This is a genomic window from Pseudomonas sp. 28 E 9 (genome assembly GCF_900004785.1).
Lineage (GTDB): Bacteria > Pseudomonadota > Gammaproteobacteria > Pseudomonadales > Pseudomonadaceae > Aquipseudomonas > Aquipseudomonas orientalis_A.
On record NZ_CVTK01000054.1, the window covers coordinates 1 to 25501 of the forward strand.

The window sequence follows — 25501 nt, forward strand, 5'->3', positions numbered from 1 at the left end:
TGAACTGAAGCAACCTGCTGTCAAAACTTGCTTAACTCATTGTTTACCAAGGAGTTTTCCGTTTCGACTGCGCCGGAAGTGGGGCGAATTATAGGCGTACAGAATCTGCCGTCAACCTTCTTTTTCACATTTCTGTCATATAAGTCAAAAAACCCCGGAAAACGCGAAGGCCGGCCCCAAGGGGCCGGCCTTCCACTTATCCCGCCTTACAAACTGGGGAAAGCAAACTGCGAGGCTTCATGACTGGCCCGCTGCGGCCAACGCTGGGTGATCGCCTTGCGACGGGTATAGAAACGCACCCCATCCGGCCCATAGGCGTGCAAGTCGCCAAACAGCGACCGCTTCCAGCCACCAAAGCTGTGATAAGCCACGGGCACCGGCAAAGGCACGTTGACCCCCACCATGCCCACTTCGATTTCATCACAGAACAGACGCGCCGCCTCACCGTCACGGGTAAAGATGCACGTACCGTTACCGTACTCATGGTCGTTGATCAACTGCATCGCCGCTTCCAGGCTGTCCACACGCACCACGCACAACACCGGCCCGAAGATCTCTTCTTTATAGATGCGCATCTCGGGGGTCACGCGATCGAACAGGCTGCCACCGAGAAAGAACCCTTCTTCATGCCCGGCGACGCTCAAGCCGCGACCGTCAACAACCAACTCGGCGCCCGCCGACACGCCCTCTTCTATATAGCCGCTGACCTTATCCCGCGCCTGCCCCGTCACCAGCGGGCCCATATCCAGGCCACAGGTGGTGCCCGCACCGATCTTCAGCGCTTTGACCTGCGGTACCAGCTTGGCAATCAACGCATCCGCCACCTGGTCACCCACACACACCGCCACCGAGATCGCCATACAGCGCTCACCGCAGGAGCCATACGCTGCGCCCATCAAGGCGCTGACGGCGTTATCCAGGTCCGCGTCCGGCATCAGCACGGCATGGTTCTTCGCGCCACCCAGTGCCTGCACACGCTTGCCGCGCTTGGTCGCTTCGGAATAGATGTACTCGGCAATCGGCGTCGATCCTACAAAGCTCAGCGCTTTTACCTCGGGCGCCTCGATCAATGCATCCACCGCGCCCTTGTCACCATGCACCACGCTCAGCACGCCTTTGGGCAGACCCGCTTCCTGCAACAATTGCGCGATCAGCAACGTCGAACTCGGATCACGCTCCGACGGTTTGAGGATGAAACAGTTACCGCACACAATCGCCAGCGGATACATCCACAACGGCACCATCGCCGGGAAGTTGAACGGCGTAATGCCCGCCACTACGCCCAGCGGCTGGAAATCCGACCAGGCATCAATGTTCGGGCCGACGTTGCGGCTGTATTCGCCTTTGAGAATCTCCGGCGCCGAGCACGCGTACTCAACGTTCTCGATTCCGCGCTTCAACTCACCGGCGGCATCCTCCAACGTCTTGCCGTGCTCTTCGCTGATCAGCTGCGAAATACGCGCTTCGTTGTGTTCCAGCAACTGCTTGAAACGAAACATCACCTGCGCCCGTTTGGCCGCAGGCGTGTTACGCCAGGCCGGGAACGCCGCCTTGGCCGAGTCGATCGCCTGTTGAATGGTCTCGCGACTGGCCAACGGTACCTGGTGAATGACCTGGCCCGTGGAGGGGTTGTACACATCGGCGCTACGACCGCTGTCATTGACCAATTCACCGTTGATCAAATGCTGGATAAGGCTCATGCAGGGCTCCTGAAAAGTTTTTCTATATAGAAGGAGAAATCAGTCGATCTTGTTCAGCACTTCACCGACCGCATCGAACAGGCGATCCAGGTCCTGCGGCTTGCTGTTGAAGGTTGGTCCGAACTGCAGGGTGTCGCCGCCAAAGCGCACGTAGAAACCGGCTTTCCACAGCGCCATGCCGGCCTCGAACGGACGCACGATGGCATCCCCGTCACGCGGCGCAATCTGGATGGCTCCGGCCAGGCCGTAATTACGAATATCAATCACGTTCTTGCTGCCCTTCAAGCCATGCAGCGCATTCTCAAAATGCGGTGCGACATCGGCTACGCTCTGCACGAGGTTTTCCTTTTGCAGCAGGTCCAGTGCCGCGAGGCCGGCCGCGCAGGCCACCGGGTGCGCCGAGTAGGTGTAGCCGTGGGGAAACTCCACCGCGTACTCCGGCGTCGCCTGGTTCATGAAGGTCTGATAGATCTCGCTGCTGGCAATCACCGCGCCCATCGGAATCGCGCCATTGGTGACTTGCTTGGCAATGCACATCAAGTCCGGGGTTACGCCAAAGCTGTCGGCGCCGAACATCGAACCGGTGCGCCCGAAACCGGTGATCACTTCGTCGAATACCAACAGGATGTTGTGCTGATCGCAGATCTCGCGCAGACGCTTGAGGTAACCCTGTGGCGGCACCAACACGCCTGCGGAACCGGCCATCGGCTCGACAAACACCGCAGCGATGTTCGATGCGTCATGCAGTTCGATCAGCTTGAGCAACTCATCGGCCAATGCGATACCGCCCTGCTCCGGCATGCCACGGGAGAAGGCATTGCTCGCCAGCAACGTATGCGGCAGGTGGTCGACGTCCATCATCGACTGACCAAACAGCTTACGGTTACCGTTGACACCGCCAAGGCTGGTACCGGCAATGTTCACACCGTGATAGCCCCGGGCGCGGCCGATCATCTTGGTCTTGGTGGCCTGGCCCTTCAGGCGCCAGTAGGCGCGCACCATCTTCACGGCGGTATCGGCGCACTCGGAGCCGGAGTCGGTGAAGAACACATGGTTGAGGTTGCCTGGGGTCAGGTCGGTAATCTTTTCCGCCAGTTGAAAGGACAACGGATGACCGTATTGGAAGCCCGGAGAGTAGTCCAGGGTGCCCAACTGCCGGGCCACCGCCTCCTGGATTTCCTTGCGCGTATGCCCGGCGCCGCAGGTCCAAAGGCCCGACAGCGAGTCGTAGACCTTGCGCCCCTTGTCATCGGTCAACCAGCTGCCCTCGGCGGCCACGATCAGGCGCGGATCGCGCTGAAAGTTACGGTTGGCGGTATAAGGCATCCAGTGAGCATCCAGCTTGAGTTGGCTGGCCAGGGATGATGGGGCGTTTTCCGGCATGTTCATCAGCAAAACCTCGCAAGGCAAAAGGCAGCATCGGGATTGAAAAAAGCGTAGTTGCAGCTAAATTGCCACGGGGATAAAGTCGGTGAAATCCAACTCTTCTAACCTTCAGTCAGGACTTCACTAAACTATGAGCAGCCGTCGCCCCGACCCCCTGGCCCAGGTCAGCGACTTTGATATTCGCCTGCTGCGCATCTTTCGCAGCGTGGTGGAGTGTGGTGGCTTTTCGGCTGCGGAAACCGTACTGGGGATTGGTCGCTCGGCCATCAGCCAGCAAATGAGCGACCTGGAACAACGCCTCGGGCTGAGGCTCTGTCAACGCGGCCGCGCGGGGTTCTCGCTGACGGAAGAAGGCCGCGAGGTCTATCAGTCGGCGTTGCAACTGTTGAGCGCCCTGGAAAGTTTTCGCACCGAAGTCAATGGCCTGCACCAGCACTTGCGCGGAGAGCTGATCATTGGCCTGACCGATAACCTCGTCACTCTGCCCCATATGCGCATCACCCACGCCCTGGCGCAATTGAAGGAACGTGGCCCGGATGTGCAAATTCAAATCCGCATGATCGCCCCCAGTGAAGTCGAGCAAGGTGTCCTCGACGGCCGTCTGCATGTCGGCGTGGTGCCCCAGGCCAGCGCATTGTCGGGCCTGGAGTACCAACCGCTGTACAGCGAGCGCTCGCTGCTTTATTGCGCGGTCGGTCATCCACTGTTTTATGCCGACGACAAGCAACTGGACGACGCGCGCCTCGACAGCCAGGACGCCATCGCCCCCACCTTCCGCTTGCCCACCGAGATCCAGGCCCATTACCAGGCGCTCACGTGCACCGCCAGCGCCTCGGACCGTGAGGGCATGGCGTTCCTGATCCTCACCGGGCGCTATATCGGCTACCTGCCCGACCATTACGCCAACCTTTGGGTACAACAAGGCCGACTGCGCGCGCTGAAAGCGGCTACACGGTTTTACGATTTGAGCCTGGCATCGGTCACGCGCAAGGGTCGTCGCCCCCATTTGGTGCTGGAAAGTTTTCTGCAAAGCCTGGCGGCCACGCGCTAATTCGGGCCTTACACAAAAAGCTGAGCAGGTGGACAGTTTTTTGCAAGGCACAAGGACCTTGAACCGTCCGCCCCGAGTTGACCCGCCATGCCACCAGAATCCTCCAGCCCCAACGACTTGATCTACGGCCTCGATGATCGCCCCAAACCACTGCCCGCCCTGCTGGCCGCCCTGCAACATGTGCTGGCCGCGTTCGTCGGGATCATCACGCCGCCCTTGATCATCGGTTCCACCCTGGGCCTCACCGCGCACCTGCCCTACTTGATCAGCATGGCACTGATGGTCTCCGGCGTCGGCACGTTCATCCAGGCGCGCAGGCCGTTCGGTATCGGCGCCGGGATGATTTGCCTGCAAGGCACCAGCTTTGCGTTCCTGGGCGCGGTGCTCTCCGCCGGCTTCCTGGTCAAGCAACGCGGCGGCAGCCCTGAGGACATACTGGCGATGATTTTCGGCGTGTGCTTTTTCGGCGCCCTGGTGCAGATCGTTCTGAGCCGGTTTATCGGCCAACTGCGCCGGGTCATCACGCCCCTGGTGACCGGGATCGTGATTACGCTGATCGGCATCAGCCTGATAAAAGTCGGCATCACCGATCTGGGCGGCGGGTTCAACGCCCCCGACTTCGGCGCCCCCATCAACCTGGCCCTGGGCCTGTTCGTGGTGCTGACGATCATCCTGCTCAACCGCTCGAATACGCCCTGGGTACGACTCTCGGCCATCATCATCGGCCTGGCGCTCGGCAGCCTCGCCGCCTGGTTCAGTGGCAAGCTGGTGCCCCAGGCATTACCCGACGTGCCTCTGATCAGCCTGCCCGTGCCGTTTCGCTTTGGTTTCAACTTCGATTGGAGCGCCTTCCTGCCAATCGCGCTGATTTATCTGATCAGCAGCATCGAAACCGTCGGAGACCTCACCGCCAACTGCATGATCGCCCGCCAACCCATCAGCGGTGCGTCTTATATAAGCCGACTCAAAGGCGGCGTGCTCGGGGATGGCGTCAGTTGCATGATCGCCGCCATGTTCAGCGCCTTCCCCAATACCACCTTCGCGCAAAACAACGGGGTGATCCAACTTACCGGCGTGGCCAGCCGTTATGTCGGCTTGTACATTGGCGTGGTGCTGGTATGCCTTGGGTTGTTTCCCATGATCGGCGCGGTGCTGCAGCAAATCCCCAAACCGGTGCTGGGCGGTGCGACCCTGGTCATGTTCGGCAGCGTCGCCGCAGCCGGTGTGCGCATCCTGGCCCAGGCGCCACTGGATCGACGCAGCATGCTGATCATCGCCACCTCCTTCGGTGTCGGCCTGGGCATCGCCGCCCAGCCCAACCTGCTGCACTTGATGCCAACCCTGGTGCAGAACCTGTTCGACTCCGCCATCACCAGCGGCGGGCTGACCGCCATTGTGCTGTGCCTGCTGTTACCGGAGGCCAAAACCGTCCACGCCGTTACAAACCACACGCCCGAAAGCGACTCCCTGGAATCGCTTTGACGGTTTTATTGCATCAACACTTGTCTGAGGCTTGAGGGTGGGTTATCTGTGCACACGTCGCCCCCATCGATCAGCACGGAAACCTCCATGAGCCTCGAAGTTCCTGCCCACAGCAACCACGCCGGTAAACCCGCCAGCCGCATTCGGCAAAAGAACGAACAAGCGATTCTCCAGGCGGCTGAGGATGAATTCGCGCGCCATGGCTACAAGGGCACCAGCATGAACACCATCGCGGCGAGTGCCGGGCTGCCCAAAGCCAACTTGCACTATTACTTCACCAACAAACTGGGCCTGTACATTGCGGTGCTCAGCAATATTCTCGAATTGTGGGACAGCACGTTCAACGCGCTGACCGCCGAGGACGACCCGGCCGTGGCCCTCTCCCGGTACATCCGCACCAAGATGGAATTCTCGCGACGCCAGCCACAGGCCTCGCGGATCTTCGCCATGGAGATCATCAGCGGCGGCGAATGCCTCACCGAATATTTCAGCCAGGACTACCGCGCCTGGTTCAGCGGCCGTGCAGCCGTGTTCCAGGCCTGGATCGATGCCGGCAAGATGGACCCCATCGACCCGGTGCACCTGATCTTCCTGCTGTGGGGCAGCACCCAGCACTATGCCGACTTCGCCACCCAGATCTGCCGCGTCACCGGTCGCACCAAGCTGACCAAGCAGGACATGGAGGACGCCGGCACCAACCTGATCCACATTATTCTCAAAGGCTGCGGCATCAAGCCGGCCCCCTGAACGAAGCGACTTATGCCATTCACGCTCACAGGCTTTTGCGAATTTCGTGAAGAAATACGCAAAAGCCGCTTTATCACCCTGGCGGCGCCGATTACCAGCGCGCACGACGCCCAGGCGTTTATCGAGCAGCACAGCGACCTCAACGCGACGCACAACTGCTGGGCCTGGAAACTGGCCGACCAATACCGCAGCAACGACGACGGCGAACCCGGTGGCACCGCCGGGCGGCCGATCCTGGCGGCCATCGAGGCGCAAGGGTTTGATCAGGTCGTCGTGCTGGTGATTCGCTGGTACGGCGGAATTCAACTGGGCACCGGTGGTCTCGCCCGTGCCTACGGCGGCGGCGCAAATAAATGCCTGCAGAATGCCGAGCGCATCGAGTTGATCAGTCGTGTACCGCTGAGGTGCGCCTGCGGTTTCTCCGAATTGAACCTGCTGAAGCTGCGCGTTGCCGAACTGGACGGGCTGATCGTCGAAGAAACCTTCACCGCCAACGGCGTGGAGCTGCAACTGGCTCTGGGCGAAGCCCACATCGACACCTTGCAAACCCAGCTCGCCGACCTGAGCCGGGGACGTATCCTGCTGCAACGCTGAAACTGCTACTGTTGCTCACTGCAACTCCCTGAACCGCGACTCCAAAGGAAGCTTTTCATGTCTACGCCAAAAACCGCACTGATCATCGGCGCCTCGCGCGGGCTGGGCCTCGGCCTGGTCAAGCAACTGCTCCAGGACGGCTGGGACGTGACCGCCACCGTGCGTGACCCGAACAAGGCCGACGCCCTGAAAGCCGTGGGCCCGGTGCAGATCGAAAAACTCGACATGGACGATCAACAAGCCGTGATCGCCCTGGCCCAACGCCTGAAAGACCGTACCTTCGACCTGCTGTTCGTCAATGCCGGCGTCAAGGGCCCCGCGAACCAGGAGCCTGGTCACGCCACCCTGGCGGAAGTCGGCCAACTGTTTTTCACCAACGCCGTGGCTCCGATCAACCTGGCCCAGCGTTTTGTCGGGCAGATCCGCAAGGACACCGGCGTGCTGGCCTTCATGAGTTCGGTGCTGGGCAGCGTCACCATTCCCGACGGTTCGGACATGGCGCTGTACAAGGCCAGCAAGGCGGCGCTCAACTCCATGACCAACAGCTTTATCACCCAACTGGGCGAGCACAAGCCGACGGTGTTATCGCTGCACCCGGGCTGGGTGAAAACCGACATGGGCGGCGAAAATGCGCACATCGACGTCGAGACCAGCGTGCGTGGCCTGGTTGACCAGGTAAATGCCTACACCGGCAAGGGCGGCCATCATTTTGTGGACTACAAGGGCGACACCATCGCCTGGTAGATACACCGATTACCCTGTGGGAGGGGGCTTGCCCCCGATGCCGGTGTATCAGTCATATATAAATTGGCTGACCCACCGCTATCGGGGGCAAGCCCCTCCCACACTGACCGCGTCCGCTTGCCTGCACATGGACCGACACGTAATCTACCCACCTCGCCTTCACCGGCGACCCTGGATCAGCAGACAGGGCAACACTGAGCTGGCAAACCTGAACCCATCATTCAGAGGAGCCGGCCAATGCCTGCGACCCGTATCTGGTTAAAAAATCCCCTCGCGATCTTCACCGCCAATGGCCTCGATGCCCGTGGCGGCCTGGTACTGCAAGACGGCGTCATCATCGAATTGCTGGCCCAAGGGCAAGCACCTGCACAACCCTGTACGCAGGTGTTCGATGCCCGCGAGCATGTCGTCCTGCCCGGGCTGATCAACACGCACCACCATTTCTACCAGACCCTGACCCGCGCCTGGGCGCCGGTGGTCAACCAGCCGCTGTTTCCCTGGTTGAAAACCCTGTATCCGGTCTGGGCCCGACTGACCCCGGAAAAACTGGCCCTGGCGTCGAAAGTGGCCCTTGCGGAATTGCTGCTCTCGGGTTGCACCACGGCAGCGGACCACCACTACCTGTTCCCCGACGGCCTGGAAAACGCCATTGATGTGCAGGTCGACAGCGTACGCGAGCTGGGCATGCGCGCCATGCTCACCCGCGGTTCCATGAGCCTGGGCGAAGCCGATGGTGGCCTGCCGCCGCAGCAGACCGTGCAACAGGGCCAGGTCATTCTCGACGACAGCCAACGCCTGATCCGTGAATACCACGAGCGCGGCGACGGCGCGCAGATCCAGATTGCCCTGGCGCCCTGTTCGCCGTTTTCCGTCACCCCCGAAATCATGCGCGCCAGTGCCGAACTGGCCACCTCGCTCGACGTGCGCCTGCACACGCACCTGGCGGAAACCCTCGACGAGGAAGACTTCTGCCTGCAACGTTTCGGCCTGCGCACGGTGGATTATCTCGACAGCGTCGGCTGGCTCGGCCCGCGCACCTGGCTGGCCCACGGTATTCACTTCAACCCGGATGAAATCGCACGCCTGGGCGCTGCCGGCACGGGCATCTGCCATTGCCCGAGTTCAAATATGCGCCTGGCCTCCGGTATCTGCCCGACCCTCGACCTGCTCGCGGCCGGTGCCCCCCTCGGCCTGGGCGTGGACGGTTCCGCCTCCAACGACGCTTCGAACATGATTTTGGAAGCGCGCCAGGCCCTGTACATCCAGCGCCTGCGTTACGGCGCAGAAAAAATCACCCCTGAAGGTGTGTTGGGCTGGGCGACCAAAGGCTCGGCGCAGTTGTTGGGGCGTACGGATATTGGAGAGTTGGCGGTAGGAAAGCAGGCGGACCTGGCGCTGTTCAAACTCGATGAGCTGCGCTTCTCCGGCAGCCACGATCCCATTTCCGCACTGTTGCTGTGCGGTGCCGATCGGGCGGACCGAGTGATGATCGCGGGTCAATGGCGGGTAATCGACGGACAAGTGGAAGGCCTGGACCTGAAAGCTCTGATCGCCGATCACACCCGGGCGGCCCGTCAGTTGATCGCCGGAATCTAAACCAAGCACAGTCCAAAATGTGGGAGGGGGCAAGCCCCCTCCCACATTTGGCTTTATGGTGCTCTTGAAATCGGGTTACAACCCCAGCAGCGACAGCATGATAAAAGTCGCAAACAGCACGAAATGCGTCATCCCCTCGATGGCATTGGTTTCGCCATCATTGAGGTTGATCGCACTGACGATCAGCGTAATAAACACCATCACTGTCTGCACCGGCGTCATCGCCATCTGGAATGGCTGGCCGGTGTAGAGCGCCATGGCTTCCATCACCGGCACCGTCAGGATCACCGTCGACAGCGACGCACCCAGCGCGATGTTGACCACCGACTGCATGCGATTGGCCAAGGCGGCGCGCAATGCCGTCAGGATTTCCGGCGCGGCGGAAATAGCCGCCACGACGATCGCGGTGATCACCGGCGGGGCGCCCGTGCCCTCCAGGCCCAGGTCGAGGGTCTTGGACATCACCTCGGCCAACGCACCAATCACTATCACGCCAAACACCAGGGTGCCGATCGAGAACGCGAGGTTTACGGGCTGCTCGTGCTCTTGCTCGGTTGATTTCTTGCGGCGTTTTTCCGGGTAGCTGTAGCTGAAGAAATAACTGTGCGGGCCTACCTGCATTCTCAGGAACAAGGTGTAGAGCACCACCATCGCGCCGATGGTGAAGGCCGAGTAAATTTTCCAGTCGGCCTCGGGGATAAACTCCGGCACCACCATCGACACGCCCATGGCGGTGAGAATCATCACGCTGTAGGTGCGTGCTGAGTCATCGTTGTAGGACTGCTCGCCATGCTTGATGCCGCCCATCAGCGCGGCCAGGCCGAGGATGCCGTTGATATCGAGCATCACCGCCGAATAGATGGTGTCGCGCACCAGCGTGGGTGAAGGCTCGTTACTCATCATGATCGCCAGGATCACCACTTCCACCAGCACAGCGGCCAGGGTCAGGATCATGGTGCCGTAGGGGTCACCGACCTTTTCCGCCAGTTGTTCGGCATGGTGGGCCACGCGCATCGACGCCATCACGATAAACGCAATCAAGGCGAGACCGGCGAGCAACGCCACCATCTGCCCACTGTGGAGCATCCAGTGTTCCAGCGGGTAGGCGGCAATGGCGGCAATCAGCGCCAGCAGCATGAATTTTTCTTGCTTGAGAGAAGTGAGCATGGGGGGCCTTTATGTACGGCAAATCAGTCATCGTTGGGGTACAGACTGCGCCACGCCGCTAACGTTTCGTTACACCTTAGTTCACGTCGAACTTGAGCGAATAAATCAAATACTCTCCTGCTGGTCAGGTTTTGCCGATTATTTCAGCCATGGCCTGTAGAATGCCGCGATTGCACCTGATGAGATTTTAGCTATGTACGATTGGCTCAACGCCCTGCCCAAGGCTGAACTGCACCTGCACCTGGAAGGCTCGCTGGAGCCTGAGCTGCTGTTCGCCCTGGCCGAACGCAACAAGATTGCGTTGCCATGGAACGACGTCGAAACCCTGCGCAAGGCCTACGCCTTCAACAATCTGCAAGAGTTTCTCGACCTGTATTACAAGGGCGCCGACGTGCTGCGCACCTCCCAGGATTTCTACGACCTGACCTGGGCCTACCTGCTGCGCTGCAAATCCCAGAACGTGATTCACACCGAACCCTTCTTCGACCCGCAAACCCACACCGACCGCGGCGTACCCTTCGAAGTGGTGCTCAACGGTATCGCTGCCGCGCTCAAGGACGGCGAGCAGCAACTGGGGATTACCAGCGGCTTGATCCTCAGCTTCCTGCGCCACCTGAGCGAAGCCGAAGCGGAGAAAACCCTCGACCAGGCGCTGCCGTTCCGTGACGCGTTCGTCGCCGTGGGCCTGGACAGTTCCGAGATGGGTCACCCGCCGAGCAAGTTCCAGCGCGTGTTCGACCGTGCCCGTTACGAAGGCTTCCTCACCGTCGCCCACGCCGGCGAAGAAGGCCCGCCCGAGTACATCTGGGAAGCCATCGACCTGCTGAAAATCCAGCGCATCGACCATGGCGTGCGCGCCATCGAAGACGAGCGCCTGATGCAACGCATCATCGACGAGCAGATCCCGCTGACCGTGTGCCCGCTGTCCAACACCAAGCTGTGCGTCTTCGACGACATGGCCCAGCACAACATCCTCGACATGCTTGAGCGTGGGGTGAAGGTCACGGTGAACTCGGATGACCCGGCCTACTTCGGCGGTTATGTCACCGAGAACTTCCACGCGCTGTACACCTCCCTGGGCATGACCCAGGACCAGGCCAAACGCCTGGCGCAAAACAGCCTGGATGCGCGATTGGTCAAGCCTTGACCGCTATTTACTGAATGAATGAAGGCTAAATGTGGGAGGGGGCTTGCCCCCGATTGCAGTCTGTCAGTCGCTGCCTGTGGTGACTGACACTCAGCTATCGGGGGCAAGCCCCCTCCCACAGGGGTTTAAATGTTGTCTGTCAGACTTCAGACAACTCCTCCAACGTCTTGCCCTTGGTCTCCATCCCAAACACCCACACCACCAGCGCCGCCACCGCAAAACACAGCGCGCCCAAGGCAAACACCCCGCCCTGCCCGGTTATCGGAAACACCAGCCCGGTGACCAGTGGCCCCAGCAATGACCCCACGCGACCAATCGCCGAGGCAAACCCGGACCCCGTTGCGCGCGCCGAGGTCGGATACAGCTCCGGCGTATAGGTGTACAACACCGCCCACATGCCAAACAGAAAGAACTGCATCAACAAACCGGTCGTAACCAGCAGTCCGACATTGCCGCCGAACACCGCGCTCTGCCCATACAAAAACGCCATCACCCCGCCGCCCAGCAACGTCACCACGCACACCGGCTTGCGCCCCCAACGCTCGACCAGCCACGCCGCCATCAGAAAACCGGGGATCCCGCCCAGGGAAATGATGACCGTGTAATACACCGATTGCGTCACGGCAAAGCCTGACTGCTGCAGCAACGCACTCAACCAGGACGTCAGTCCGTAGAACCCGAGCAGGGCAAAGAACCACACGCTCCAGATCATCATCGTGCGTTGACGGTACTGAGCCGACCACAACTGCTGGAAGGCCGAGAAGAACGTGCCTGGCGTACTCGCCACCCGCGGCAAGGCAACAGGCTGCGGCAATTCGGCGCCCCCGAGGGAGTCGCGCACCTTTTGCTCGATGCCCAGCAGTACCTTGTCCGCCGCCTCGTGGCGCCCGGCCTGTTCCAGCCAGCGCGGCGACTCCGGAATAAAAAACCGGATGGCCAGTACAAATATCGCCGGCACCGCCAGCACCAGGAAGATGTCGCGCCAACCCACCACCGGCAGCAGGAAGTAAGACAGCACCCCGGCAGCGACAAACCCCAGCGGCCAAAAACCATCCATCAACGCGATATACCGCCCGCGTCGTTTTGCCGGAATCAGCTCGGACAACATCGACTGTGCGATCGGAAACTCCATGCCCATGCCAATGCCCAGCAGGATGCGAAACAGGGTCAGCGCCTCGACCGTCTGCGCGGTCGAACACAAGTAACTGGCGACGCCCCACAACACGATGCTCCACTGAAATACCGGCTTGCGCCCGAAGCGATCAGCCAGCATCCCCGAGAGCGAAGCACCGACCACCATGCCGAAAAAACTCGAACTGGCCAGCAACCCGGCCTGGGCCGTACTCAGGCCGAACTCGGCTTTGATCGAGCCCAACAGGAACGTCATCATCGCCAGGTCCATGGAGTCGAAGAAAAACGCCAGGGCAATGATGATGAAAATGATTCGGTGGTAACCACTGATGGGCAACCGTTCCAGCCGCTCTGCTGCGCTATAGTCCTGCATCCCCATGCCCCACCCCAAAGTGTGAAAAACCCCTGGCCGAGTGTGCGGCATCGTCTGCCCTGGCGATTGCTGGATGCGACCTGACCGAAACTAGGAGCGACGCTCCTGCAGTGCGGCCAACCGGTTGATGTGCACAAGCCCGGCGTCGCTGACAGCCAAGGCCCGGGACTCGCCGATGGCACTCACCCAGTTCGACTGCAAAAACAGCCGCAACAGCCCGGCGCCCAGCGCACCGCCGACATGCGGTTGCTGCTGGCTCCAGTCGAAACAGTCACACACCAACGGCGACGAGAATGCCTGGATGAAAATACCCAGCTCCGCCAGATGCCGGGTGCCCTTGACCGTCACTTCGGTACGTTGTTCGTAGCGCTGGATCCAGCCTGCCTGCGCCATCCGTTGATACAGCCCGGCCGCCAGTTCACCGCCGAGATGGTCGTGGCACACGCGGGCGCGACGCACCAGCGGCGGGGTCTGCAACGCGGGGAGCTGAACATCCGGCGCGGCGCGCGCCGCACTCGCCATGGTGGTCGTCGCCAGCGCGTCGATGGCGGCACTGACATCGGCCGCCGCCACGCGAAACAGCCGTTTGCCCCGGCGCGCTTCGACCCGCAGCAAGCCGCTGCCGGTCAACCGCGCCAGATGGGCATTGGCCGACGCCGGTGACAGCCCGGCGAACGTCGCCAACTCCTCTGAAGATTTCGCCGAACCGTCCATCAATGCCCACAGCATTGCGGTGCGCTTGGGCTCGGCAAGCAAGCTGGCGATACGACTGATACATGGTGCCTGTTCCATCTTTCGACTCCCCGTTGAACCGTTTTTCTGCTGCGGTTGGCGCCAAAGTATAGGGGCCAAAACAGCCGGTTCCATCACGTCTTACAGACTGAATGCGGACAGCACTTGAGGGAAATGTCCTGCTTTGCTGGAGGCCATTACTTCCCAGCGAATCGCTCCGACAGTTGCTTCGTCAATGTCGCACAACGGGACACGAGCATGTCCCGCAGCAAGTTGACGGGCTTGCTCAACTGCGCACGGTGCGCGCACAGCAGGTTGAGTGGGGTACGCTCACCGCGCAGCTCCGGCAGGATCAAGCGCAGACGCCCGGCCACGACGTCGGTACTCACATCCAGCCAGGACTTGTAGGCAATGCCGACGCCGGCCACCGCCCAGCGGCGCACCACGTCGGCGTCGTCACTGACGCGATCGCCGGAAACCGTCAGGCTGACCTCGCGCTTGCCGTCATAAAAACGCCAATGGTCGTGTACCCGGTCAGCGAGCATGTAGAGCAGGCAATTGTGCTGGGCCAGTTGCTCCAGATGCCGCGGTTCGCCGTGGCGGGCCAGATAACTGGGCGCCGCGCACAGCACCCGGATATTTTCCGGCGCGATGGGCAGCGCAACCAGGCTGGAATCCTCGGGTTCGCCATAGCGCAAGGCGATGTCCACCGGCTGGCGGTACAGGTCGGCAATGCGATCCCCCAGCAACAGGCGCACGCTCAGTTGCGGGTATTCACGCTGGAAGTCATCCAGCCAGGGCAACAGCAGGTTGCGACCGAAATCCGAAGGCGCCGACAGTTGCAGCATGCCGCTGACATGGTCCTGCCCACTGGCCAACAGGCGTCGCCCTTCATCCAGTGAGCTCAACGCGGCGCGGGCATAGGTGAGAAACCCCTCACCTTCGGCGGTCAAGCGCAGGCTGCGGGTGGAACGTGCCAGCAAACGCGCGCCCAGCTGTTGTTCTATGCGCTTCAACGCAGCGCTGGCCACCGCCGGGGACAGGTCCATAACCCGCGCGGCCGCCGACAGACTGCCCAGGTCCGCTGCCCGGACAAACAACTGCAAATCATCAAAGCGCAGCATCAATTTCCGCCAATTATCAATTTTCTATTGAAACAGACCTTTGTTTTAGCCGCTTTTATCCGTGCTGGAAATAGCCAATCATCTGGCCATCCCGTTCCCTATCGACCAGGAGTTGATATGTCTACCGCCTTTAACGTGATCGCCACGCTGATCGCCAAGCCCGGCCAACAGGCCACCCTGGAAACCCTGCTGCGCGGTCTGCTTGAGCCGACGCGCCTGGAAGCCGGTTGTGAGCAGTACGACCTGCACCAGGATCTGCAACATCCCGAGACGTTCTACATGCTCGAGCGCTGGAGCGACGACGCGGCCCTGGCCGACCACGACCAGAGTGCGCATATCCAGGCGTTTCGGACCAAGGCCGCCGACGTGATCGAACACTTCGAACTCAAGCGCCTGAAGTTTCTCGCCTGACCATCCCCTTTTTCTGTAGGAGCGAGCTTGCTCGCGAAAAACGCAAGAACGACGTGTTCAACCAGAAGTATCGCGTCCTCGTTAACGATTTTCGCGAGCAAGCTCGCGCCTGCATTGACCGTATTTACCCCGGAGAAATCATGAAAGCCATCGCCTATTACACCTCCCTGCCCATCAGCGACGTGAACGCCCTGCAAGACATCGAACTGCCCGAACCCGTCGCCGGGCCGCGTGACCTGCTGGTGGAAGTCAAAGCCATCTCGGTCAACCCGGTGGACACCAAGGTGCGCCAGAACGTCGCTCCGGAAAACGGCGCCGCCAAGGTGCTCGGCTGGGACGTGGCCGGCGTGGTCAAGGCGGTCGGCAGCGAAGTGACGTTGTTCAAGGCCGGTGACAAGGTGTTCTACGCCGGCTCCCTGGTACGCCCGGGCGGCAACAGCCAATTGCACACCGTGGATGAACGCATTGTCGGTCATATGCCCAAGAGCCTGGGCTTTGCCGAAGCCGCGGCGCTGCCGTTGACCGCCATCACCGCCTGGGAGCTGCTGTTCGAACGCCTGCAAATAGCCGAGGGCAAACAGGACCAGGGCCAGAGCCTGTTGATCGTCGGCGCAGCGGGCGGCGTGGGTTCGATCCTGACCCAACTGGCCAGCCAGCTCACCGCGCTGAAAGTCATCGGCACCGCGTCGCGCCCGGAGACCCAGGAATGGGCCAAGGCCCTGGGCGCCGACCTGGTGATCGACCATAGCCAGCCGCTGAGCGAGGCACTCAAACACGCCGGTCACCCGCAAGTGACCCACGTCGCCAGCCTGACCCAGACCGACCTGCACCTGGATCAACTGGTAGAAGCCCTGCAGCCCCAGGGCAAGCTGGCGTTGATCGACGACCCCAAGGCGCTGGACGTGAGCTCGCTCAAGCGCAAGAGCCTGTCGCTGCACTGGGAGTTCATGTACACCCGCTCGATGTTCGAGACCCCGGACATGATCGAGCAGCACAACCTGCTCAACCGCGTGGCCGCGCTGATTGACGCCGGCACCTTGAAAACCACACTCGGCGAGCATTTTGGCGTGATCAATGCGGCGAACCTGCGCCGTGCCCACGCGCTTCTGGAAAGCGGCAAGGCCAAGGGCAAGATCGTGTTAGAGGGGTTCTAGAAAACGGCTGTCAGTGTCGTCTGTTACTTATGTAAGTAATGGACGACACCATTAGTCCGAGAGTTGACCTTTGTCATCTCTGTGAGCGCATACGGGTTTATATTGGCCGCCTTTGCCACGATTCTTTTACGTGAGGAAGTCAGCAATGAAGATCCTGATAAAAGCGTTAGCAAAAAAATCCCAGTGGGAGGTCCGCCTGGACCAGCGGTCGATTATTTTTCACACCGAAGCCGAGGCCCGTGCCTTCGCCGACACCTTGCAAACCCGCATCCAGGCCCCCCACCGCTTTCCACTCAGCCAGCAACGCGCCGCCGGCTGATCGGCTCTTCAGACCTGCGCCTGCGCGGCCCTTGCCCGTTGCAGGCGCAAAGTCGCCATCGCAATCGTCACCGCCAGCACCCCGCACAGGCTGATGACCATCGCCATCGGCATGGCCGTGCCGTCGTGCAACACCCCGACCAACGATGCCGCCCCCGCCGCCACACCAAATTGAATGCACCCGAGCAAGGCCGAGGCGCTGCCGGCGCGCGCGCCTTGCCCGTTCATGGCGCACGCCGAGGTGTTGGGCAGAATGCAACCCAGGCTGGCGATACAGATAAACAACGGCACCAGCAACGGCCACAAGGCTTCGGTGCGCAGCGCTGCAATCCCAAGCAGCGTCAGCGCCGCCGCCACGTAAACCCACACCGTCCGCGAGAGCAGAAACGCCGGGCCGCGCTTGGCCAGTAACCGCGCATTCAACTGCGCCACCAGGATAAACCCGGCGGCATTGGAACCGAACAGCCAGCCGTAATGCTCGGCGGGCACGCCATACAGTTTGATGAAGACGAACGGTGAACCGGCGATATAGGCAAACATCCCCGCAATCGAGATGCCACCGGTCAGGGCGTAGCCCAGGTAAACCCGGTCCGACAACAGCGCGCCGTAGCGGCGCAACGAGCCGGACAACGGCTGGCGCGGCTGATGCGCCGGAAAGGTTTCCGGCAAGCCCACCGCCACCGCAATGGCCGCCATCACGCTGAACAGCGACAGCGCCAGGAAAATCGACTGCCAGCCCCACAGCCCCACCATCAGCCCACCCGCCAGCGGCGCAAGGATGGGCGCAAGGCCTGTGACCAGCATCAGTTGCGAATACACCTTGGCCGAGCCCACGGCGTCGCATTTGTCACTCACCACCGCCCGCGAGATCACCATGCCCGCGCAACCGCCGAGCGCCTGCACGAAGCGCGCACCGATCAGCCATTCCAGGGACGGCGCATAGGCACAGGCGAAGGACGCGAGGGTGAACAGCGTCACACCGCTGAGCAGCGGCACGCGCCGGCCAAAGCGGTCGGCCAGCGGGCCGTAGATCAATTGGCCGATGGCCAACCCCGCGAAATACACCGCCAGGGTCAGTTGGACATGTTTTTCGTCGGTGGCAAAAGCGCTCGCGATGGCCGGAAAGCCCGGCAGGTAAAAGTCGATCGCCAACGGCGCAAAGGCGCTCAAGGCGCCGAGGATCAGAATAATGCGAAGGTTCATCAGGCACCCAAGTGAGTCGGCAGCCCGACAGTCTAGCCGCGCTTGGGTGCCTTGAACATTAAGATAGCTCGCTAACTATTAAAAATCAGACCACGGTGTAGCCTTCTTCCTTGATCAACTGTGCGATCGCTTCGCGCTCCAGCTGGCTTTGCACCCTGACCTGCTTCGCCGCAAGATCGACCGTCACCTCGGCATCTGCATCCTGGCTGTGCACCGCCTGGGTCACCGCCCGAACGCAATGGCCGCAGGTCATTCCTTCAACATTGAATATTTGCATGACAAGACTCCTTGGATGAGGTTGAACCCAGTCTCGACCTTGCCACGATGGCAAGGTCAAGTTTCAGAAACGTCGGCCGGGCTGGTATTCGGCGGCGACGTCGGCCAAGCTTCAACTTTATCGATGTGACCCACGGAGCATTCGCCATGCGCTGGTCTTTTTTTACCCTTGCCGGCCTGATGAGTTTTTCTGCCGTTGCGCCCGCCGCTGAAGACTACGCGGTGCTGATCATTTCCCGGGAGCGCCTGGAAGTGCCGACTTCCTGTGAAATCGGCCTGTATATCCAGGATCAACTGGCCGGCCGCCTGTTTCAGGAAGAGTCCACTTCATTCAACCTGCCTGCCGGCAATGTGTCACTGCGCCTGAAACTGCTGCCGGGGCAATCGCCGGGCTGTCTGCCCGGCATGCTCGCCCCGCCCGCCCAGAACATCACGCTCAAGGCCGGCGACGTGCGCAAGCTGCGGATTGCCCAGGGCCCGGACGGCATGTACCTCAAAGCCGCCGAGCTGGGCTATTAAGCTGGGACTTGTAAGCTGGGACTTGACCTTACCCACAGGTCAAGGTTGATGCTGGGGGCACTGTCTTCCAGAGGACTGCCCCATGAATGGAACCACCACCTTTGACCTGCCCATCGGCGGCATGACCTGCGCCAGTTGCGCCGGCCGTGTGGAGCGTGCACTGGGCAAGGTGCCGGGGGTGCAACGTGCCAGCGTCAACCTGGCCAACGAACGCGCCCACATTGAGGTAATCGGCCAGATGGACCCCGGCGTGCTGATCGCCGCCGTCGACAAAGCCGGCTACACCGCCAGCCTGCCCCAGGCCTCCACCACCACCCAGGCCGATCAAGCCCGGCACCTGCATCGCGAACGCTGGGCGCTGATGCTGGCGATCGTACTGGCATTGCCCCTGGTGCTGCCGATGCTGGTCGAACCCTTCGGCCTGCACTGGATGCTTCCCGCCTGGGTGCAGTTCGCCCTGGCGACGCCGGTGCAATTTATCCTCGGTGCGCGTTTTTACCGGGCCGCCTGGAAAGCCGTGCGCGCCGGCGCGGGCAATATGGACCTGCTGGTGGCGATCGGCACCAGTGCCGGTTACGGCCTGAGCGTTTATCAATGGCTCACCCGGCCCGCTCCGCATTTGTATTTCGAAGCCTCGGCCGTGGTGATCGCACTGGTGCTGCTGGGTAAATACCTGGAGAGCCGCGCCAAGCGCCAGACCGCCAGCGCCATTCGTGCCCTCGAAGCCTTGCGCCCCGAGCGGGCGGTGCGCGTGTTGGAGGGGCGTGAGGAAGAGGTCGCCATCACTGCGCTCAAGCTCGGTGACCTGGTACGCGTGCAGCCAGGCGAACGCTTCCCGGTAGACGGCGAAGTTGTCGATGGCCAAAGCCATGCCGACGAAGCGCTGATCAGCGGCGAAAGCCTGCCGGTGCCGAAACAACCGGGCGACCGGGTCACCGGCGGCGCGATCAACGGTGAAGGTCGCCTGCTGGTGCGTACCCAGGCCCTGGGCGCGGAAAGCGTGCTGGCCCGGATCATCCGCCTGGTCGAGGACGCCCAGGCCGCCAAGGCACCGATCCAGAAACTGGTGGATAAAGTCAGCCAGGTCTTCGTCCCGACGGTGCTGGTAGTGGCGTTGCTCACCCTCGCGGGTTGGTGGCTGTACGGCGCACCCCTGGAGAGCGCAATCATCAACGCGGTCGCGGTCCTGGTGATCGCCTGCCCGTGCGCCCTGGGCCTGGCGACGCCGACGGCAATCATGGCCGGCACCGGCGTCGCTGCGCGCCATGGCATTCTGATCAAGGACGCCGAGGCGCTGGAGCATGCCCATGCGGTGAGCGCCGTGGTGTTCGACAAGACCGGCACCCTCACCTCGGGCGCGCCGAGAATCGCCCATCTGGCGGCGGTGGACGGCAACACCTCGCGCCTGCTGCAACAGGCGGGAGCCCTGCAGCGTGGCAGCGAACACCCGCTGGCCAAGGCGGTGCTGGATGCCTGTGACGAACAGGGGCTGCACCCGGCTGACGTCAGTGCCAGCCAGTCCCTGACCGGACGCGGCATCGCCGGCACCCTGGACGGCCGGCAACTGGCCCTGGGCAATCGACGCCTGCTGGAAGAAACCGGCCTTGACGCCGGCCCGCTGAGTCAGCGCGCGACTGAATGGGAAGCCGAAGGTCGCACCCTGTCCTGGCTGATCGAACAAGGCGCACATCCGCGCGTGCTGGGCCTGTTCGCGTTTGGCGACACGCTCAAGCCCGGCGCACTGCACGCCGTGCAGCAACTCAAGGCACAGCACATCAGCAGCCACCTGCTCACCGGCGACAATCGCGGCAGCGCGCGGGTGGTCGCAGAGGCCCTGGGTATCGACGACGTCCACGCCGAAGTGCTGCCCGCCGACAAAGCCGCCACCGTGACCGCACTGAAGAAAACCGGCGTGGTGGCCATGGTCGGCGACGGCATCAACGACGCACCGGCTCTGGCTGCGGCCGATATCGGCATCGCCATGGGCGGCGGCACCGACGTGGCCATGCACGCCGCCGGCATCACCCTGATGCGCGGCGACCCGCGCCTGGTGCCGGCGGCCCTGGAGATCAGCCGCAAGACTTACGCAAAAATTCGCCAGAACCTGTTCTGGGCCTTTGTGTATAACCTGATCGGCATCCCGCTGGCGGCCTTCGGCCTGCTCAACCCGGTGCTGGCAGGCGCGGCGATGGCGTTGTCCAGCGTCAGTGTGGTGAGCAATGCGCTGCTGCTGAAAACCTGGAAACCCAAGGACCTGGAGGATCAACGCCCATGAATATCGGCCAAGCCGCCCGCCAAAGCGGGCTGAGCGCGAAGATGATTCGCTACTACGAATCCATCGGCCTGCTCAAGGCAGCTCATCGCACCGAGAGTGGTTATCGCCTCTTCAGTGCCGACGACCTGCACACCCTGGCGTTCATCAAACGCTCGCGGGACCTGGGGTTTTCACTGGAAGAAGTCGGCAAGTTGCTGACCTTGTGGCAGGACCGCCAACGCGCCAGCGCCGACGTGAAAGCCCTGGCGCGCCAGCATGTCGAGGCGTTGAATCAGAAGATTCGCGAGTTTGAGCAACTGCGCGATACGTTGCAGGACCTGGTGGAACACTGCCAGGGCGACCACCGGCCGGATTGTCCGATTCTCAAGGAATTGGCTTCAGGCAAGTGCTGCGCCTGACTGGTTGCACATAAATCCAATGTGGGAGGGGGCTGGCAGTTTGTCAGCCAGGCATGTGTTGATTGACACACCGCCATCGGGGGCAAGCCCCCTCCCACACTTTGATTTTCATCTACCCGAAGGTTACTGCATCCAGGGCGGCGGCGGTTCTTCTGCCGTCTTGGTCGATGGCGCATCGTCCGCCGCACGAATCGCTTGCTTGCGCTCTTCGTCCAACCGCGCCGCTTCGATCTCGCGGATCACACCGCCCACGTCAGCCAGTTCTTCCGGCTCGTCGAACTCACCGGTCAGGATACTGGCTGGGTGCAAGGTGCCGGCTTCGTACAACGCCCACATTTCCTTGGCGTACTTGGTCTTCTTCAGCTCCGGGGCAAAGCGCCCGAAGTAGGAAGCCATGTTGCCCACGTCCCGCTCCAGCATGTTGAACGCGTGGTTGTTACCCGCCGCATCCACCGCCTGGGGCAGGTCGATGATCACCGGGCCGGTCGGCGTGAGCAGTACGTTGAACTCGGACAGGTCACCGTGCACCAGCCCGGTACACAGCATCAGCACGATCTGGGAAATCAGGAAGGCGTGGTATTCGCGCGCCTGGTCCGGCTCCAGCGTCACGTCGTTCAGACGCGGCGCCGCATCGCCGTACTCGTCGGCCACCAGCTCCATCAACAGCACGCCTTCGAGAAAGTCGTACGGCTTGGGCACGCGAACGCCCGCCCCGGCCAGGCGGAACAACGCCGCCACTTCGGCGTTCTGCCAGGCATCTTCGGTTTCTTTCTTGCCGAACTTGGAGCCCTTGGCCATGGCCCGGGCCTGACGGCTGTTACGGACCTTGCGGCCTTCCTGGTATTCGGACGCCTGACGAAAACTTCGTTTATTCGCCTCCTTGTAAACCTTGGCGCAACGCAATTCGTTGCCGCAGCGCACCACATAAACAGCTGCTTCTTTACCACTCATGAGTGGGCGCAGCACTTCGTCGACCAGACCGTCTTCGATCAGGGGTTCAATGCGTTTAGGAGTCTTCATCAGCTTTTATTGTGGGTCCTGTATTACCAAACACGCGTGTGGCACTCGTTATACGGCAATCCACTCGTTGGAGGGAGAGGCTACCGCAATTTCCTGTAGGAGCGAGCTTGCTCGCGAAGAACTCAAAGGCAACGCGTTTATCCCGGATGCACGCGTTATCCGTGACATCTTTCTTGAGCACGCTCGCTCCTGCAAGGGGGATTCGTCAAGCCTCGTTCATCGTTCAATGATCGCCGTCACGCCCTGCCCCCCCGCCGCGCAGATCGAAATCAAGCCACGGCCTTTGCCCGCCGCATCCAGCAACTTGGCCAGGTTGGCGACAATGCGCCCACCGGTCGCGGCAAACGGATGCCCGGCGGCCAGTGAACTGCCCTTGACGTTGAGACGGCTGCGGTCGATGGCGCCCAACGGCGCCTCCAGGCCCAGGCGCGTTTTGCAGTAATCGGCGTCTTCCCAGGCCTTGAGCGTGCACAACACTTGGGCAGCGAACGCTTCGTGGATCTCGTAGTAATCAAAGTCCTGCAGCGTCAGGCCATTCCTCGCCAACAGACGCGGTACGGCGTACACCGGCGCCATCAGCAGGCCTTCGGCACCGTTGACGAAATCCACCGCCGCCGCTTCGCCGTCGCGCAGGTACGCGAGGATCGGCAAACCGCGCTCCCTGGCCCAGGCCTCGCTGCCCAGCAGCACCAGCGAGGCGCCGTCGGTCAGCGGCGTGGAGTTGCCGGCGGTGAGCGTGCCTTTTTCACTGCGTTCGAACGCGGGCTTGAGCGCGGCGAGTTTTTCCAGGCTCAGGTCAGGGCGCAGGTTGTTGTCGCGGGTAAGGCCCAGAAACGGCGTGAGCAAATCGTTGTGCCAGCCTTCGGCGTAGGCGGCGGCCATGTTCCGGTGGCTCTCAAGGGCAAGCTGGTCCTGCTCGGCGCGAGGGATCTGCCAGGTCTGCGCCATCAGCTCGCAGTGCTGGCCCATGGATAACCCGGTGCGCGGTTCACCGTTGCGCGGCAGCTGCGGCTTGAGGTGATGCGGACGAAGTTGTAACAGGACTTTAAGCTTATCCGCCATGGACTTGCTGCGGTTGGCTTGCAGCAACAGCTTGCGCAAGCCTTCATTGACCCCAATCGGCGCATCGGAGGTGGTGTCCACCCCACCGGCAATGCCGCATTCGATCTGGCCCAGGGCAATCTTGTTGGCCACCAGCAAGGCGGCCTCCAGCCCGGTGCCGCAGGCTTGCTGCACATCGTAGGCCGGGGTTTGCGGCGACAGGCGCGAGCCGAGCACGCATTCGCGGGTGAGATTGAAGTCGCGGGAATGCTTGAGCACCGCGCCGGCCGCCACCTCGCCGATGCGCAGGCCGTGCAGGTTGAAACGTTCGATCAGGCCCTCCAGGGCGGCGGTGAGCATTGCCTGGTTACTGGCCGTGGCGTAGGGGCCATTGGAGCGGGCGAAGGGAATGCGATTACCGCCAATGATCGCCACACGGCGCAATTGAGTCATGGAAAGCTCCCTCTGTCTGTTATGGGCTTGATCACTGAGCCTAGTCGAACGACTGCTACCCTGGGATGGTCAACCCTTTGAACCCCAGTCTTCGGAGAGCGTTCCATGTCTGACCGTTATATCGACTTCGCCAACTCCAGCCTCGGCCATCGCCTGGTCGCCGCCCTTGGCCTGCCGTCACCGGTACGCCTGGAACGCTGGCAAGCCGGGCGCCTGCGCCCGGTGGAAGGTGCACTGCTGTTGGGCGGCGGCGCGCTGGCGAATAAAATCCTGCCGTTTGCCAACAAACTCACCGATGCGTTGTACAGCTATGGCGCCCAAACGCTGGACGCGCCGGCGTGGATTCCCGGGCATGGTGCCAAACTCAAGGCCGTGGTGTTCGACGCCAGTGACTTGCAACACACCGACCAGCTCAAGCAGCTGCGCGAATTCTTCCAGCCATTGCTGAAAAACCTCGCTCCCAGCGCACACCTGGTGATTCTTGGCCGCGCGCCGGAAAGCCTCGGCGATCCGTTCGCCGCCAGCGCCCAGCGCGCCCTGGAAGGGTTCAGCCGCTCCCTGGCCAAGGAACTGCGCAGCGGTGGTGTGTTGCAGTTGCTGTACGTGGGCGAGGGTGCCGAAGACCAGCTGGAAGGCGCGTTGCGGTTTTTCCTGTCACCCAAGAGCGCCTATATCTCAGGGCAAGTGATTCGCCTGGAGGCCTGCGCCACGCCGGTCGAGGATTGGACGCGCCCGCTGGCCGGGCGCAAGGCGCTGGTGACCGGCGCTGCCCGGGGTATTGGCGCCTCCATCGCCGAGACCCTGGTGCGCGATGGCGCCGAGGTGATCCTGCTGGATGTGCCCCAAGCCAGGGCCGACCTTGACGCCCTGGCCGCACGCTTGAACGCGCGTACCCTCACGCTGGATATCTGCGCCGAGGACGCCGCCGCGCAGTTGATCGAACACTTGCCCGACGGCCTCGATATCCTGGTGCACAACGCCGGTATCACCCGCGACAAGACCCTGGCCAACATGACTCCTGAATATTGGGACGCCGTGCTGGCGGTCAACCTCAATGCGCCGCAGGTGCTGACCCAGGCACTGCTCGACAGCGGCACCCTGCACGACAACGCCCGCGTGGTGCTGCTGGCCTCCATCAGCGGCATCGCCGGCAATCGCGGGCAGACCAACTATGCCGCGAGCAAGGCCGGGCTGATCGGCTTGGCCCAGGCATGGGCACCGCTGCTGAAAACCCGTGGGATCAGCATCAACGCCGTCGCACCCGGCTTTATCGAAACACAGATGACCGCGCATATTCCGTTCGCCCTGCGCGAGGCCGGCCGGCGCATGAGTTCGCTGGGCCAGGGCGGCGTGCCGCAGGACGTGGCCGAAGCCGTGGCCTGGCTGAGCCAGCCGGGCTCGGGTGCCGTCAGCGGCCAGGCACTGCGGGTGTGCGGGCAGAGTCTTCTGGGAGCGTGAC

General features: G+C 62.0%; 24 protein-coding genes. 14 read left to right on the forward strand and 10 right to left on the reverse strand.

All coding sequences use genetic code 11. From position 1 onward, the window contains the following. Positions 1-206: 206 nt before the first annotated feature. Positions 207-1700: a CoA-acylating methylmalonate-semialdehyde dehydrogenase gene (locus tag BFQ00_RS21830; RefSeq protein WP_065934735.1), complete on the reverse strand. Its 1494-nt coding sequence runs from the start codon at positions 1698-1700 to the stop codon at positions 207-209. Positions 1701-1739: 39 nt separating this feature from the next. Then, positions 1740-3089: an aspartate aminotransferase family protein gene (locus BFQ00_RS21835; protein WP_065934736.1), complete on the reverse strand. Its 1350-nt coding sequence runs from the start codon at positions 3087-3089 to the stop codon at positions 1740-1742. A 127-nt stretch (positions 3090-3216) separates the two neighbouring features. On the opposite strand from BFQ00_RS21835, the gene BFQ00_RS21840 reads away from it, so the two are divergent. The 6 genes from BFQ00_RS21840 (at position 3217) to BFQ00_RS21865 (ending at position 9300) form a co-directional block, all read left to right on the forward strand. Further along, the gene (locus BFQ00_RS21840; RefSeq protein WP_065934737.1) at positions 3217-4137 is read left to right on the forward strand and encodes a LysR family transcriptional regulator; all 921 of its coding nucleotides are present in this window, start codon (positions 3217-3219) and stop codon (positions 4135-4137) included. Positions 4138-4224: 87 nt separating this feature from the next. Then, positions 4225-5619 carry a uracil-xanthine permease family protein gene (locus BFQ00_RS21845; RefSeq protein WP_065934738.1) on the forward strand — a complete coding sequence of 465 codons (1395 nt, stop codon included), beginning with the start codon at positions 4225-4227 and terminating at the stop codon, positions 5617-5619. 87 nt (positions 5620-5706) lie between these two features. Beyond that, a complete protein-coding gene (locus tag BFQ00_RS21850) occupies positions 5707-6366 on the forward strand; it encodes a TetR/AcrR family transcriptional regulator (RefSeq protein ID WP_065886509.1) in 660 nt (219 codons plus the stop codon). Positions 6367-6378: 12 nt separating this feature from the next. Then, positions 6379-6960 carry an IMPACT family protein gene (locus tag BFQ00_RS21855; protein ID WP_065894623.1) on the forward strand — a complete coding sequence of 194 codons (582 nt, stop codon included), beginning with the start codon at positions 6379-6381 and terminating at the stop codon, positions 6958-6960. A 57-nt stretch (positions 6961-7017) separates the two neighbouring features. Continuing rightward, positions 7018-7704: an SDR family oxidoreductase gene (locus BFQ00_RS21860; protein ID WP_057726414.1), complete on the forward strand. Its 687-nt coding sequence runs from the start codon at positions 7018-7020 to the stop codon at positions 7702-7704. Between the two features lie 237 nt (positions 7705-7941). Then, complete coding sequence (locus tag BFQ00_RS21865; protein WP_065934739.1) at positions 7942-9300, forward strand: 8-oxoguanine deaminase; 1359 nt, start codon at positions 7942-7944, stop codon at positions 9298-9300. Between the two features lie 75 nt (positions 9301-9375). On the opposite strand, the gene BFQ00_RS21870 is transcribed toward BFQ00_RS21865, so the two are convergent. Continuing rightward, on the reverse strand, positions 9376-10467 hold the full coding sequence (locus BFQ00_RS21870) for a calcium:proton antiporter (RefSeq protein WP_065897928.1): 1092 nt from the start codon (positions 10465-10467) through the stop codon (positions 9376-9378). Positions 10468-10660: 193 nt separating this feature from the next. Here BFQ00_RS21870 and BFQ00_RS21875 point away from each other — a divergent pair, with 193 nt between their 5' ends. Further along, a complete protein-coding gene (locus BFQ00_RS21875; RefSeq protein WP_065934740.1) occupies positions 10661-11614 on the forward strand; it encodes an adenosine deaminase in 954 nt (317 codons plus the stop codon). Positions 11615-11753: 139 nt separating this feature from the next. Here the strand turns inward: BFQ00_RS21875 and BFQ00_RS21880 are convergent, their stop codons facing one another. The 3 genes from BFQ00_RS21880 to BFQ00_RS21890 form a co-directional block, all read right to left on the reverse strand. Then, positions 11754-13124, reverse strand: coding sequence for an MFS transporter (locus BFQ00_RS21880; protein ID WP_065934741.1), 1371 nt, complete (start codon positions 13122-13124; stop codon positions 11754-11756). A gap of 84 nt (positions 13125-13208) precedes the next feature. Continuing rightward, positions 13209-13910, reverse strand: coding sequence for an ArsR/SmtB family transcription factor (locus BFQ00_RS21885; RefSeq protein ID WP_065886504.1), 702 nt, complete (start codon positions 13908-13910; stop codon positions 13209-13211). Positions 13911-14047: 137 nt separating this feature from the next. Then, positions 14048-14974: a LysR family transcriptional regulator gene (locus tag BFQ00_RS21890; protein WP_065934742.1), complete on the reverse strand. Its 927-nt coding sequence runs from the start codon at positions 14972-14974 to the stop codon at positions 14048-14050. A 117-nt stretch (positions 14975-15091) separates the two neighbouring features. Between BFQ00_RS21890 and BFQ00_RS21895 the strand changes: the two genes are divergently transcribed. The 3 genes from BFQ00_RS21895 (at position 15092) to BFQ00_RS29705 (ending at position 16858) form a co-directional block, all read left to right on the forward strand. Continuing rightward, positions 15092-15385: a putative quinol monooxygenase gene (locus tag BFQ00_RS21895; protein WP_065886502.1), complete on the forward strand. Its 294-nt coding sequence runs from the start codon at positions 15092-15094 to the stop codon at positions 15383-15385. 140 nt (positions 15386-15525) lie between these two features. Continuing rightward, positions 15526-16539, forward strand: coding sequence for a zinc-binding alcohol dehydrogenase family protein (locus tag BFQ00_RS21900; protein ID WP_065886501.1), 1014 nt, complete (start codon positions 15526-15528; stop codon positions 16537-16539). Positions 16540-16684: 145 nt separating this feature from the next. After that, positions 16685-16858 carry a hypothetical protein gene (locus BFQ00_RS29705; RefSeq protein WP_163001561.1) on the forward strand — a complete coding sequence of 58 codons (174 nt, stop codon included), beginning with the start codon at positions 16685-16687 and terminating at the stop codon, positions 16856-16858. Between the two features lie 8 nt (positions 16859-16866). On the opposite strand, the gene BFQ00_RS21905 is transcribed toward BFQ00_RS29705, so the two are convergent. Continuing rightward, positions 16867-18060: a multidrug effflux MFS transporter gene (locus BFQ00_RS21905; protein WP_065894629.1), complete on the reverse strand. Its 1194-nt coding sequence runs from the start codon at positions 18058-18060 to the stop codon at positions 16867-16869. Positions 18061-18145: 85 nt separating this feature from the next. Next, complete coding sequence (locus BFQ00_RS21910; RefSeq protein WP_065886499.1) at positions 18146-18337, reverse strand: heavy-metal-associated domain-containing protein; 192 nt, start codon at positions 18335-18337, stop codon at positions 18146-18148. Positions 18338-18483: 146 nt separating this feature from the next. Here BFQ00_RS21910 and BFQ00_RS21915 point away from each other — a divergent pair, with 146 nt between their 5' ends. From BFQ00_RS21915 to cueR, 3 genes are all read left to right on the forward strand, one after another. Next, positions 18484-18855, forward strand: a complete 372-nt coding sequence (locus BFQ00_RS21915; RefSeq protein ID WP_065934743.1) for a hypothetical protein — start codon at positions 18484-18486, stop codon at positions 18853-18855. Between the two features lie 82 nt (positions 18856-18937). Next, positions 18938-21130, forward strand: a complete 2193-nt coding sequence (locus BFQ00_RS21920; RefSeq protein WP_065934744.1) for a heavy metal translocating P-type ATPase — start codon at positions 18938-18940, stop codon at positions 21128-21130. Next, positions 21127-21528: a Cu(I)-responsive transcriptional regulator gene (gene cueR, locus BFQ00_RS21925; protein ID WP_065894633.1), complete on the forward strand. Its 402-nt coding sequence runs from the start codon at positions 21127-21129 to the stop codon at positions 21526-21528. The genes BFQ00_RS21920 and cueR overlap by 4 nt, the downstream gene beginning before the upstream one ends. A 123-nt stretch (positions 21529-21651) precedes the next feature. Here cueR and BFQ00_RS21930 read toward each other — a convergent pair whose 3' ends face one another. Together BFQ00_RS21930 and BFQ00_RS21935 are read right to left on the reverse strand one after the other, a co-directional pair. Beyond that, positions 21652-22548 carry a PA4780 family RIO1-like protein kinase gene (locus BFQ00_RS21930; protein WP_065894635.1) on the reverse strand — a complete coding sequence of 299 codons (897 nt, stop codon included), beginning with the start codon at positions 22546-22548 and terminating at the stop codon, positions 21652-21654. Between the two features lie 216 nt (positions 22549-22764). Then, a complete protein-coding gene (locus tag BFQ00_RS21935; protein WP_065897933.1) occupies positions 22765-24042 on the reverse strand; it encodes an acetyl-CoA C-acetyltransferase in 1278 nt (425 codons plus the stop codon). 105 nt (positions 24043-24147) lie between these two features. Here BFQ00_RS21935 and BFQ00_RS21940 point away from each other — a divergent pair, with 105 nt between their 5' ends. After that, positions 24148-25500 (forward strand): 3-oxoacyl-ACP reductase, encoded by a 1353-nt coding sequence (locus tag BFQ00_RS21940; RefSeq protein ID WP_065934745.1) that lies wholly within the window; start codon positions 24148-24150, stop codon positions 25498-25500. Position 25501 lies beyond the last annotated feature (1 nt).